The organism is Corynebacterium camporealensis, assembly GCF_000980815.1.
Taxonomy (GTDB): Bacteria; Actinomycetota; Actinomycetes; order Mycobacteriales; family Mycobacteriaceae; genus Corynebacterium; species Corynebacterium camporealense.
On the sequence record NZ_CP011311.1, the window covers coordinates 1,164,082 to 1,176,382 of the forward strand.

The following is a 12,301-nucleotide window of genomic DNA, read 5'->3' on the forward strand; positions in this document are numbered from 1 at the left end:
TGTGGCTGACCGTCTGGTCGTACGTGGCGCCCGCGAGCACAACCTAAAAGGCGTGGACATCGACTTGCCGCGCGACAAAATGGTGGTCTTTACCGGCCTGTCGGGTTCGGGTAAATCCTCGTTGGCCTTCGATACCATTTTCGCAGAAGGACAGCGCCGCTACGTCGAATCGTTGAGCTCCTATGCCCGTATGTTCTTAGGGCAGATGGACAAACCGGACGTGGAATTTATTGATGGTCTATCTCCGGCGGTCTCCATTGACCAGAAGTCGACCAACCACAACCCGCGCTCCACGGTCGGCACGATTACCGAGATTTATGACTACCTGCGTCTGCTGTTCTCGCGTGCCGGTACGCCCCACTGCCCGAAGTGTGACGCCGTTATTGAGCGCCAGACCCCGCAGCAGATCGTCGATGGCGTGCTCGAGCACGAGGAGAAGCTGAAGTTTCAGGTGCTCGCCCCGGTGGTGCGCAAGCGGAAAGGCGAGTTCGTTGACTTCTTCGAGGACCTGGCTGCGCAGGGTTACTCCCGCATGCGTGTCGATGGCGAAATCTACCAGCTCTCCGACCCACCGAAGCTGAAGAAGCAGATCAAGCACGACATCGACGTCATCGTTGACCGTCTGCAGGTCAAGGCCTCCCAGAAGCAGCGCCTCACGGATTCGGTGGAAACCGCGCTACGGCTTGCCGATGGCCTCGTGACCCTGGACTTCGTCGACAAGCCCGAGCTCACCCACACCTATTCGGAGAAGGCAGCCTGCCCGAATGGTCACGCCCTGACCGTTCAGGAGTACGAGCCGCGTGCCTTTTCCTTTAACGCGCCGTTTGGTTCCTGCCCGGAATGTGACGGTCTGGGTACCCGCCTCGAGGTCGACGTGGACCTGCTGATTCCGGACCCGGATGCACCAGCTGTCGATGCCATCCAGCCCTGGCACTCCAGTCCTAATTCCCGCTACTTCGTCAAGCTCGTGGAGGGTCTGGGCAAGGCCCTGGGCTTCGACCCGAAGACCCCGGTCTCCGAGCTCACCGAAGAACAGTGCGATGCCCTCATTAACGGCTCGCCGGTCGAGGTCAACGTTCGCTACAAGAATCGCTACGGTCGCCAGCGCAACTGGACCGCGCCCTTTGAAGGCGCCGTGGGTTATCTCATGCGCAAGCTGGACAATACCGATTCCGAGTCGGCGAAGGACCGCCTGCTGCAGTACATGCGCCAGGTGCCGTGCCCGACCTGTAACGGCACCCGACTGAAGCCAGAGATTTTGGCTGTGCGTTTGGCCTCGGAGGCACACGGTGAGCAATCCATTGCGGGGCTGACCGCGCTGTCTATTGCTGAGGCCAGCGAGTTCCTCGACAGCCTGGTGCTCGGCCACCGCGAAGAAATCATCGCCGGTGCGGTGCTTAAGGAAATCCAGGCCCGCCTGCGCTTCCTGCTGGATGTCGGCCTGGATTACCTCACCTTGGACCGCGGTGCTTCCACCTTGTCCGGTGGTGAGGCGCAGCGCATCCGCTTGGCGACGCAAATCGGCTCCGGCCTCGCCGGCGTCCTCTACGTCCTGGATGAGCCTTCCATTGGTCTGCACCAGCGCGATAACCAGCGCCTGATTGCCACGCTGCAGCGCCTGCGCGATATCGGCAACACCTTGATTGTGGTCGAGCACGACGAGGAGACCATTCGTACCTCCGACTGGCTGGTCGATATCGGACCGAAGGCTGGCGAGTACGGCGGCGAGGTCGTCTATCAGGGCCCACCGGAAGGTGTGGAGAAGGTCGATGAGTCGCTGACGGGGCAGTACCTGTCGGGCAAGAAGGTCCTCGGTGTGCCGGATGAGCGACGGGCCATCGATAAGCAGCGCACCCTGAAGGTCGTCGGCGCGCGCGAGAACAACCTGCAGAACGTCGATGTGGAGATCCCACTGGGCGTGCTGGTGTGCGTGACCGGCGTGTCCGGCTCCGGTAAGTCCACCGTGGTCAACCAGATTTTGGCGAAGACGCTGGCGAATAAGCTCAACCGCGCGCGTCAGGTTCCGGGTCGCGTCAAGCGTGTCGACGGCGTGGAACACCTGGACAAGCTCGTCCAGGTCGACCAGAGCCCGATTGGCCGTACCCCGCGTTCGAACCCGGCGACGTACACCGGTGTGTTCGACAAGATTCGTAACCTGTTTGCGGAAACGCAGGAGGCGAAGGTCCGCGGTTACAAGCCGGGTCGTTTCTCCTTCAATGTCAAGGGCGGTCGCTGTGAGGCCTGCCGCGGCGACGGCACGCTGAAGATTGAGATGAACTTCCTGCCGGACGTCTACGTTCCCTGTGAGGTCTGCGAGGGCGCGCGCTACAACCGCGAGACCTTGGAGGTCCACTACAAGGGCAAGAACATCGCCGAAGTCCTCAACATGCCCATTACTGAGGCTGCGGAGTTCTTCGAACCGATCACTTCGATTCACCGCTACCTGGCAACGCTTGTCGATGTTGGCCTCGGCTACGTCCGACTCGGCCAGGCAGCCACCACCTTGTCCGGTGGTGAGGCACAGCGCGTGAAGCTGTCGGCGGAGCTGCAAAAGCGCACCAATGGTCGCACGATTTACATCCTGGATGAGCCGACCACGGGTCTGCACTTTGAGGACATCCGCAAGCTCATGCTGGTGATCCAGGGTCTGGTGGATAAGGGCAATACGGTGCTGATTATTGAGCACAACCTCGATGTCATCAAGGCTGCGGACTGGATCGTCGACATGGGCCCGGAAGGCGGTTCCGGTGGTGGCACCGTCGTGGCCGAGGGCACCCCGGAGGACGTAGCGAAGGTAGAAGGCTCGTATACAGGCCAGTTCTTGAAGGACATGCTCGACGTGTAAGCTAGGCTGATGTGAGAAAGCTCATATCCCTATTAATGGCCGCGACTTTGCTGGCAGGCTGCACCCCGCCGAACCAGCAGGACGCGGAGCCGCAGCTGCGCGATACCGCAGTGGAGAAGTCCGATATCCAGGCAGATCTCGATGAGCTCATCGAAGAGGTCGAAAATGAGCGCGACGTGAAAGCTGGCCTGGCTATCTCGGGCGAGAACCGCGTGCTGACCGCTGGTGTGGAAGGCATGTCGCCGGCATGGTCGACCATTAAGGTCCCGATTGCGATTGCCGCACTTCGCGGTGGCGCCGATGAGTCCCTGGTGGACCTGGCCATTAAGGAATCCGACAACGATGCAGCCTCGGCGCTGTGGTCGCAGGTCGTGTGGACCGAGGGTGATCCAGCTGAAGTCATCAACGACATGCTCAAGCATTACGACGCCGAAGCTGATATCAATACCGCGGCGTTTGGCTACTCGGAGTGGCCGTTAAAGCAGCAGGCCAACTTTGGCCGTCAGATCGAGTGCATCCCGGAGGCGGAATACGTCTACGAAGCACTTGACGATGTCGTCGATTGGCAAAAAGAAGGCCTCTCCGCACAACCGAATACTCGCGCCAAAGGTGGGTGGGGTCTATCCGAGGTCGATGACATCTACACCGACCGTCAAGTAGGTGAAATGACCATCGATGGTGGCGATATTGGCCTGGCGATTACTATCGAAGGTACCGAGGAAGAAGAATCCCGCGACGCCCTTAATGACCTGGCAGAAGGTGTGGTTGAGGTGGCTGCGGTGGCGGTGGAAGAGGGCATCGTTAAGCAGCGCACCGAGTGCTGATTTGGTGGCTGCGTAGGATGCTGTTATAGTTATGCGCACTACCGCCCGTAGTCCTTCTCCAGGGAACGCGGGTTGCAAGCGGAGTTTCTCCCACCCGATGCCGCCGGTTAATCCGGAAGGATAAAGGTAAAAAGGTACCCACCCAGACATATGGGTGTGGAACTTGAGAGAACTCCCGGCTGCCATATGGTACGCCGGGTATTTTCCGTTTGTGGACTCGGTAGGCGACCTATTAGCCCTAATAATCGAGGAGAACCACAATCGCTTCTGAAGCTCGCATCAATGAGCGTATCCGAGTACCCGAGGTCCGTCTTGTAGGCCCGGGTGGTGAACAGGTGGGTATCGTCCGCACGGATGACGCTCGCAAGCTGGCTTACGAGGCCGACCTGGACCTAGTCGAGGTTGCTCCGAAGGCCAAGCCTCCGGTAGCCAAAATCATGGACTACGGCAAGTTCAAGTACGAACAAGCCCAGAAAGCCCGTGAGGCTCGTAAGAACCAGCAGCAGACTGTGGTCAAGGAACAGAAGTTCCGTCCGAAGATCGACGACCACGATTATGAAACCAAAAAGGGCAACGTAGTTCGCTTCCTGGAGAAGGGTTCCAAGGTCAAGGTAACCATCATGTTCCGCGGCCGCGAGCAGTCGCGTCCGGAGCTGGGTTTCCGCCTGCTGGAGCGTTTGGCAGACGATGTCGCCGAGGTCGGCACCGTCGAGTCGCGCCCCAAGCAGGATGGTCGCAACATGACCATGGTTTTGGGACCAGTCCGCAAGGGCAAGAAGTAGACCAGACACAGGGATTTTAAGGACTTAATTCACATGAAGCAGAAGACCCACAAGGGCACCGCTAAGCGCATCAAGGTCAGTGGCTCCGGCAAGCTGCTGCGCAACCAGGCCGGCAAGCGCCACCTGAACGAGTCCATGACCTCCAAGCGTCGTCGCAACCTGAAGGGCGACGCCTCTGTTGCTCAGGCTGACGTCAAGCGCGTCAACCGCCTGCTCGGCCGCTCTTAATTCGCGCCGATTCAACCCACAACAACAACTACTAGATTTAAGGAAGTACTACTGTGGCACGAGTAAAGCGCTCAGTTAACGCCAAGAAGAAGCGCCGCGCGATTCTGAAGTCCGCCAAGGGTTACCGCGGCCAGCGTTCCCGCCTGTACCGCAAGGCCAAGGAGCAGTGGCTGCACTCCATGACCTATGCGTACCGCGATCGTCGCGCTCGCAAGTCGGAGTTCCGCAAGCTGTGGATCCAGCGCATCAACGCCGCTGCCCGCATGAACGACATCACTTACAACCGCCTCATCCACGGCCTGCGCCTGGCTGAGATCGAGGTCGACCGTAAGATCCTGGCTGAGCTGGCCGTTAACGACTTCGAAGCATTCTCCGCACTGTGCGAGGCCGCCAAGGCTGCACTGCCGGAGGACGTCAACGCTCCGAAGGCTGCCTAAGCTGCATAATTGAATTGACCTCCGTACCCGAGTGGTACGGAGGCTTTTTGGATCTTTAGGGGGTGTAGTCACCTAGCTTTTCGGCTACTGCCTGGCACAGTTCCTCGTCGGTGATGTAGCCGGCCTCGCACCCGTGCATGGTCTGAATCTCGCCCGAGGTGGGGTTCGGGTTGCCGTGCTCATCGGTACCGTAGCCACAGATTGCCGCCGGGCATCCGGCGTTGGATTCGTGTTCAAGGACCTCTTCGCCACCGAGCTGGTCAAAGCAGTATTGGCTAAACTCCTTCGAGCCATCGGACCACAGCGCTGGACCGGGCGTGCCTTCCAAGCATTCCACGACGTAAGGCTCGGCGGGTTCTGCCGCAGGTTCTGCTTCTTCAAACGTAGGTTGTGTGGCTTGAGTGCTACTCGACGTGGGCTCTGAACTCTCCGAAGAAGGCTGCGCACTCGAAGAAGTCGCGGAGGTAAATGTGCTGGGAGTGGTCTCTTCCTCCGCGCCACAAGCTGAACGCGCCAAGGCCAGCGCGGGCAGGGTAAGCAGGATGCGTTTCAATGACGTACTTCTTCCGACGAGAGGTGTTAAGGTTCGGTGATCTTTTGGTTAAAAATGATCACTATTGTGATACAAGTATCATGTTTGTGCTAGCTTAAGGGTCGTTCTTTTCCTATCTATTTGGAGTTTTCATGACGAACCCCGAAAACAACGGCAATAGCCAGCCTTACGGCAGCGACGATTCTCTCTCGAACGACTGGAACTCGTCCTACCAGGGCAACCAGCAGGGGGGTTCTCCGTTCCAGCAAAATCAGCAGCCTTACCCGCAGTACCAGCAGAACCCGCAGAATCAGCAGGCTATGCAGCCCTACCAGCAACAGGGTCAGCAGCAGTACCAGCAGCAGAACTACGGCAATGCTCAGCAGAAGTCCTGGATCGCTGCTTTGCTGCTGTGCTTCTTCCTCGGTTCTTGGGGCGTGCACAACTTCTACCTGGGTAATACCACTAAGGGTGTTGTCCAGCTCGTGATGTGGATCCTTGGCATGCTTACCGTCTGGTTCATCGTCGGAGCTCTGCTTCTTTTCCCGCTCTACATCTGGGTTATCGTCGAGTTCATCATGCTCATCGTTGGTGCCAATGGCTACGACCGCGACGCTCGCGGTATCCCGCTTTCCCGCTAATTCAGCGCAACCCAACGACTTCTAGCCGCCACCCGATACGGGCTGGCGGCTGATTTGTGTCTTGAGGTGGGGTAGGCGTCTTCACGTCTTGGGCTTACTTCAGTAGGCCCACGGTGGGACCCATTCGACCTTGCCTCTGATTCTTAAGAGTTTGCCGTTTCTTCGTTCGTTTCCATCATCGTTTCTTCCGTTGTGATGGTCACAGGCTGTGGTTAAGTTTGAGGCGTTGGTTTCTCCGCCGTATTTCCAGGCCACTATGTGGTGGACCTGACACTCATCGGCACCTTTGAGGCAATGTATCCACGGACAGACCGGGTTTTCGGCCTTCGCCATGGTTCTTTGTTTGAAACTTGCCGTTCTTTGAGTGCGATACAAGTTGACCGGGCCTTCGACCGGGTGGATGAGGGTGGCGTAGCCGTGGTCGGTAAACATCTGCTGCACAAGCTGGGCGCCGGTGATTTTGGCGCCATTGGTCATCTGGAGGACGATGTCATCGCCCTGGCCGTCCACGATCTTGTCGAGCTCGTCGAGGTTGATGACCACATGGGTGGTCACACCGGTGCCTTGTACTTTGCCGCTGCGCAAGAATTCTCTCACGGACTCGATGGTGGGGAACATATCGCGAAGCTGGGCAATCAACTCTGAATCGCCGGTGAGGCGGTAGGTCCACTTGTCGGTCTTGGAGCGGGTTAAAGCAGTCCCGTCTTCTGGTGGCTTCGGCGGGTCAATGAACCGCTTGGCCACGGTGCCGATCTTGCTGGCTGGCACATCGGCGCAGGCAATGCGGAACTTGTAACGGTCCACGTGCTTCTTGATACGCCGGGCCTTCTTTTCAATCTCTTGCAGGGTGGACAGGTCGTGTGGAGTGTTGCGGGACTTGGCTTGAAGCTGGGTATACGGGGTCTCTCCGAAATAAATGTCCGAGAGGGTGAGGAGCTCGCGGGAGAATTTCCGTGGGAAACCTAGATTCTGTAGATGCGCATTAGTCAGCGCCGCGACCTCGGAGAGAGTCTCCATAGGCGCGGTGAACGCTTGAGCAAGTGCATCTAATTTGTTCATGCCTCTAACGCTAAAGGGACGTTGTCAAGGTTCGCTAGAGTAAATTTTCCAGCCTGTGGATAACTCGTCCGGCGTGAAAGAGGAGTGACGCAAGTGGGTGACACGTCAACGAAAGGCTGTGGATAACTATGGGTTTCGGTACAACGTGTGGGTTGTTTGGTGCGGTTGTGCGCTGCGGGCTGTCTGGTAGATTAGTGCCGACATTGGGATTGAAGGAGAACTAATGAGCTATCAAAATACTGTCCCGCAATACCAGCAGTCGAAGTCGTGGATTGCGACGATGCTGCTGTGTTTCTTCCTGGGTACTTTCGGTATCCACAACTTCTATCTGGGTAACCGTCTGCGCGGTATTTGCCAGCTGGTGCTCAATGGTGTGGGTTGGCTGTTTAGCTTCATTCTGATTGGATACCCAATGCTGTGGCTGCTCTGGGCATGGGTCCTGGTGGAGTTTGTGCTGATTATTCTGCGCACTGGTGGCTACGGTTCGGACTCGGACGGCGTGCCGCTGCGCTAGCTGGGTAGGGTAGAGGCATGGATTTTTCTGCTGCCTTTACTGAACGCACACCGCGCATTGTTAATGCGGCTAAGCTGCATCGAGCCAATGCGCGTAAGAAAACGGATCGCTTTCTCATTGAGGGGGAAAACGCGGTAGACGCGGCGGTGTCGACGGGGGCGACCACCGACGTGTTTGCTACCGAAAAGGCGGCGGAACGTTTCGGGGAGATTCTCAACGTCGCTGAGATGATGGATGCGTACGTCCATCCGATTACTGACAAGGCGGCGAAGTCGCTGTCGGATACCAATACCACCACTGGGCTGTTTGCTGTGTGCAAGCCGGTGTTGTGGAGTCCAGGCAAGATTTTGGCCGGTAAGCCGTCGTTGGTCTCAGTGCCGGTGCTCACCAGTGAACCGGGCAACGCCGGTACTTTGATTCGAACCTCGGATGCGATGGGCGCAGATGGCGTTATCTTTGCCGGCGATACGGTGGATCCGCTGGGGGCGAAGGTGGTGCGGGCATCGGCAGGCTCGCTGTTCCATGTGCCCGTGGCGAGAGAACGCAACATTAAGGATGTGCTGGGACAGCTGCGCGCGGCGAAACTGCAGGTTTTGGCCACCGCACCCGATGGGGAAGTAGACCTCTCCGAGGTGGATTTGAGCCAGCCCACGGCATGGTTGTTTGGCAACGAAGCCCACGGGCTGGGTGAGGAGCTGTTGGGGGAGGCTGACCTGCGGGTTCGCATCCCGATTCGGGGCCGTGCGGAGTCGCTGAACTTGGCCACGGCGGCTAGCATCTGCTTGTATGCCTCCGCTCAGGCGCAGAGTCAATAGGCCCTGCTAAGATAACTCGCGTTAGTTTTCGCGCGAGTAGAAGGTATGAGGCACGTGTCAGATACCCCTGAAATCGAATTGACCGAAGCCGCCCTGAGTGCAGCCGCCGACAAGGCCATCGCCGCGTTTAATGCGGCCACCAATCTCGAGGAACTGGGCGCTGCCCGCCGTGAGCACTTAGGCGATAAGGGCTACATCCCGCAGGCCCGCCAGTCCTTAGGCCAGCTGCCGAAGGCCGAGCGCAAGGACGCCGGCCGTGCGGTGAATATGGCCCGCGGTAAGGCTGAGAAGTGCTTCGCGCAGGTACAGCGTGAGCTGGAGGAGAAGGCTCGTCAGGAGCAGCTGCGTGCAGAAACTGTCGATGTCACCGTGCCGACCACCCGCGCACAGACCGGCGCCCTGCACCCGATTACTGCGCTGTCTGAGCGCATTGCCGACATCTTTATCGGCATGGGCTGGGAAATCGCCGAAGGCCCCGAGGTCGAAGCAGAGTACTTCAACTTCGATGCACTGAATTTCCTCCCCGACCACCCGGCTCGTACGCTGCAGGATACGTTCCACGTGTCGTCGGAAAGCTCTAAGCAGGTGCTGCGTACGCACACCTCCCCGGTGCAGGTGCGCACCATGCTCGAGCGCGACGTGCCGCTGTACATTGCCTGCCCAGGCCGTGTGTTCCGCACCGATGAACTCGATGCCACCCATACTCCGGTCTTCCACCAGGTGGAGGGTTTGGCCGTGGACAAGGGCCTGACGATGGCCCACCTGCGCGGCACCCTGGACCACCTCGCGAAGGTGCTCTTTGGCCCGGAGACTCGCACCCGCATGCGTACTAACTACTTCCCGTTCACCGAGCCTTCCGCTGAGGTCGACGTCTGGTTCCCGAACAAGAAGGGCGGCGCCGGCTGGATCGAGTGGGGCGGCTGCGGCATGGTCAACCCGAACGTCCTGCGTGCCGTGGGCCTGGACCCAGAGGAGTACACCGGTTTCGCATTCGGCATGGGCTTGGAGCGCACCCTGCAGTTCCGCAATGGCCTGACCGACATGCGCGACATGGTCGAAGGCGATGTCCGATTCACCCTGCCGTTTGGCGTGCAGGCTTAAGCAGACCCAGAAAGGATTCAAGAACATGCTTATTTCCCAGAACTGGGTTACCCGTCTTCTCTCCGAGAACAATCCGGGGTGGAAAGTCAGCGCCGAGGAGCTGGACGCCGGTTACGTCCGCGTGGGCTTCGAAACCGAAGGCTACGAGTCGCTGCCGGAGATCGACGGTCCGCTGGTCATCGGCCAGGTCGTCGAGATTGAAGAGCTCACCCAATTTAAGAAGCCAATTCGCTACTGCCAGGTCAACGTCGGCGATGCTAACGGCACTGGCGAGCTGCAGGGCATCATCTGCGGCGCGCGCAACTTCCGCCTGAATGACTACGTTGTCGTCGCATTGCCGGGCTGTGAGCTGCCGGGCGGATTCAAGATTTCTGCGCGCGAGACCTACGACCATATCTCCAACGGCATGATGTGCTCTGCCGCCGAGATCGGCATGGCTGACAAGTCCGACGGCATTATTGCGCTTGGCGACGAATTCGCCTACCACATCGGCGAGGACGCTCGTCCGCTCATCGGTATGGATGACACCGTCTTCGACGTCAACATCACCCCGGACCGCGGCTATGCACTCTCCGCACGCGGTCTGACCCGCGAGATTGCCTCGGCTTTTGACCTGGACTACCGCGACCTGGCTGACCAGGGGGTCACCGAGCCTAATGCAGCGCTTATCGATGTCGACCTGCGCGAGGAAACCAAAGCCCTGCGCTTTGGCCTGAAGAAGGTCACTGGCATCGACCCGGATGCACGCAGCCCGTTCTGGCTGCAGCGCGAGTTGATGCTGTCTGGTCAGCGCCCGGTCAACCCAGCAACTGATGTGACCAACTACGTCATGCTGCTGCTGGGGGCCCCGATGCACGCCTTCGACGCGAACAGGATCAGCGGCAATCTGGTTGTGCGCAATGCTGACGAGGGCACCGAGTTCGAGACCCTGGACCATGTGAAGCGCACCCTGTCGGGTGAAGATGTCGTCATCTGCGATGACAACGGCATTCAGTCCCTGGCGGGTGTCATGGGTGGTACCAAGTCCGAAATTGCTGATGACACCGTGGATGTCTACTTCGAGTCCGCTATCTGGGACCCGATTACCGTGGCGCGCACCTCGCGTCGTCACAAGCTGAGCTCGGAGGCATCTCGTCGCTTCGAGCGCGGTGTGGACCCGGCCATCGTCGAGGTAGCGCTTGACTATGCAGCCAAGCTGCTCGTCGAGATCGCTGGCGGCACCATCGAGGATGGACGCACCCTAGTCGGTGAGGTTCCGGCACGTGCAGCCATCGAGATGCGTACGGCGAAGCCGGCGGAGTACGCGGGTGTGGAGTACTCGCGAGAGACCGTCGTCAAGCGTTTGCAGGAAGTGGGCTGCGAGGTCGAGGACAAGGGCGAGACCCTGCTGGTGACCCCGGCGACCTGGCGTACGGACATTGCAGAAGATGTCGACCTCATTGAGGAAATCCTGCGCCTGGAGGGCCTGGAGGATATCCCAACCATCCTGCCGACTCCGGTGGGCGGTCGCGGTCTGACCCCGGCGCAGAAGCGTCGTCGCGCGATTGGTCATGGTCTGGCTTATGCAGGTTATGCAGAGGTGCTGCCGAGCCCGTTTATCGCCAATGACACCTTTGATGTGTGGGACCTGGCAGCGGACGACGAGCGCCGCAAGACCGTCCCGGTGCAGAACCCACTGGAGGCCGACAAGGCCATTCTGGGCACCACGCTGCTGCCGAACATGCTCGAGGCGCTTGCTCGCAACGTGGCGCGCGGTCGCAATGACCTGGCGCTCTACGGTCTGCAGCAGGTGAGCTTCCAGCGCGCTGAGACCTCGCCGATGCCGTCGGTGAAGGCCCGTCCGGCCGCAGAAGAGATCACTGAGCTGGTGGATTCGCTGCCGTACCAGCCACTGCACGTCGCCACCGTGGCTACTGGTCACATTGAGCACGCTGGTCCGTGGGGTGCTGGTCGAGGCTACACCTACGCGGATGCGATTGAGTCCGCCCGCCTGGTCGCTCGCGCAGCGGGTGTGGACCTGGAGGTCCGTGCATCTGAGGAGCTGCCGTGGCACCCGGGCCGTTGTGCAGAGCTCATCGTCAACGATGAGGTCGTTGGCCACGCCGGTGAGCTGCATCCGCAGGTGCTCAAGGCACTGAACCTGCCGGCACGTACCTGCGCGATGGAGCTGGACGTGACCGCACTGCCGCTGGATGAGCGTTTCCCGGCTCCGGTGTTGAGCTCCTTCCCGGCGCTGCACCAGGACCTGGCGCTGGTTGTCGATGAAGACACCCCGGCTGAGCAGGTCCGCCGTGCCGTTGAAGAGGGCGCGGGCGAGCTGCTGGAAAGCGTTGAGCTTTTCGATGTCTTCCGCGGCGAGCAGCTCGGCGAGAACAAGAAGTCGCTGGCCTTCCAGCTGGCTTTCCGCGCTGCGGATCGCACGCTGACTGATGAAGAGGTCAACGACTACCGCATGGCGGCAGTGAAGTCGGCAGAGGAGCTGGTCGGCGCCAAGATGCGTGACTAATACAGGTGATTAAAATC

12 protein-coding genes are annotated in these 12,301 nt (G+C 59.5%); 10 read left to right on the plus strand and 2 right to left on the minus strand.

Annotated features, from left to right (window positions below):
• Position 1 precedes the first annotated feature (1 nt).
• From uvrA to rplT, 5 genes are all read left to right on the plus strand, one after another.
• Positions 2–2,845 (plus strand): excinuclease ABC subunit UvrA, encoded by a 2,844-nt coding sequence (uvrA, locus tag UL81_RS05450; RefSeq protein WP_035105542.1) that lies wholly within the window; start codon positions 2–4, stop codon positions 2,843–2,845.
• A 35-nt stretch (positions 2,846–2,880) separates the two neighbouring features.
• Positions 2,881–3,669: a hypothetical protein gene (locus UL81_RS05455; RefSeq protein ID WP_046453364.1), complete on the plus strand. Its 789-nt coding sequence runs from the start codon at positions 2,881–2,883 to the stop codon at positions 3,667–3,669.
• Positions 3,670–3,929: 260 nt separating this feature from the next.
• Positions 3,930–4,451, plus strand: coding sequence for a translation initiation factor IF-3 (infC, locus tag UL81_RS05460; RefSeq protein WP_081961434.1), 522 nt, complete (start codon positions 3,930–3,932; stop codon positions 4,449–4,451).
• Between the two features lie 33 nt (positions 4,452–4,484).
• Positions 4,485–4,679, plus strand: coding sequence for a 50S ribosomal protein L35 (gene rpmI / locus UL81_RS05465; protein ID WP_035105539.1), 195 nt, complete (start codon positions 4,485–4,487; stop codon positions 4,677–4,679).
• A gap of 53 nt (positions 4,680–4,732) precedes the next feature.
• Positions 4,733–5,116, plus strand: a complete 384-nt coding sequence (gene rplT, locus UL81_RS05470; RefSeq protein ID WP_005323264.1) for a 50S ribosomal protein L20 — start codon at positions 4,733–4,735, stop codon at positions 5,114–5,116.
• A 55-nt stretch (positions 5,117–5,171) separates the two neighbouring features.
• On the opposite strand, the gene UL81_RS11650 is transcribed toward rplT, so the two are convergent.
• The gene (locus UL81_RS11650; RefSeq protein ID WP_046453365.1) at positions 5,172–5,669 is read right to left on the minus strand and encodes a hypothetical protein; all 498 of its coding nucleotides are present in this window, start codon (positions 5,667–5,669) and stop codon (positions 5,172–5,174) included.
• Between the two features lie 131 nt (positions 5,670–5,800).
• On the opposite strand from UL81_RS11650, the gene UL81_RS05480 reads away from it, so the two are divergent.
• The gene (locus UL81_RS05480; protein WP_035105537.1) at positions 5,801–6,289 is read left to right on the plus strand and encodes a TM2 domain-containing protein; all 489 of its coding nucleotides are present in this window, start codon (positions 5,801–5,803) and stop codon (positions 6,287–6,289) included.
• Between the two features lie 99 nt (positions 6,290–6,388).
• Here the strand turns inward: UL81_RS05480 and UL81_RS05485 are convergent, their stop codons facing one another.
• Positions 6,389–7,348 carry an HNH endonuclease signature motif containing protein gene (locus tag UL81_RS05485; protein ID WP_035105535.1) on the minus strand — a complete coding sequence of 320 codons (960 nt, stop codon included), beginning with the start codon at positions 7,346–7,348 and terminating at the stop codon, positions 6,389–6,391.
• Between the two features lie 223 nt (positions 7,349–7,571).
• Between UL81_RS05485 and UL81_RS05490 the strand changes: the two genes are divergently transcribed.
• The 4 genes from UL81_RS05490 to pheT are packed head-to-tail and all read left to right on the plus strand — an operon-like array spanning position 7,572 to position 12,284.
• Positions 7,572–7,862 (plus strand): TM2 domain-containing protein, encoded by a 291-nt coding sequence (locus UL81_RS05490; RefSeq protein ID WP_046453366.1) that lies wholly within the window; start codon positions 7,572–7,574, stop codon positions 7,860–7,862.
• Between the two features lie 17 nt (positions 7,863–7,879).
• Positions 7,880–8,677: a TrmH family RNA methyltransferase gene (locus UL81_RS05495; RefSeq protein WP_035105534.1), complete on the plus strand. Its 798-nt coding sequence runs from the start codon at positions 7,880–7,882 to the stop codon at positions 8,675–8,677.
• Positions 8,678–8,722: 45 nt separating this feature from the next.
• Entirely contained in the window at positions 8,723–9,778 is a 1,056-nt protein-coding gene (gene pheS, locus UL81_RS05500; protein WP_105360319.1) for a phenylalanine--tRNA ligase subunit alpha, read from the plus strand.
• A 25-nt stretch (positions 9,779–9,803) separates the two neighbouring features.
• Positions 9,804–12,284: a phenylalanine--tRNA ligase subunit beta gene (pheT, locus tag UL81_RS05505; protein ID WP_035105530.1), complete on the plus strand. Its 2,481-nt coding sequence runs from the start codon at positions 9,804–9,806 to the stop codon at positions 12,282–12,284.
• The last annotated feature ends 17 nt before the right edge of the window (positions 12,285–12,301 follow it).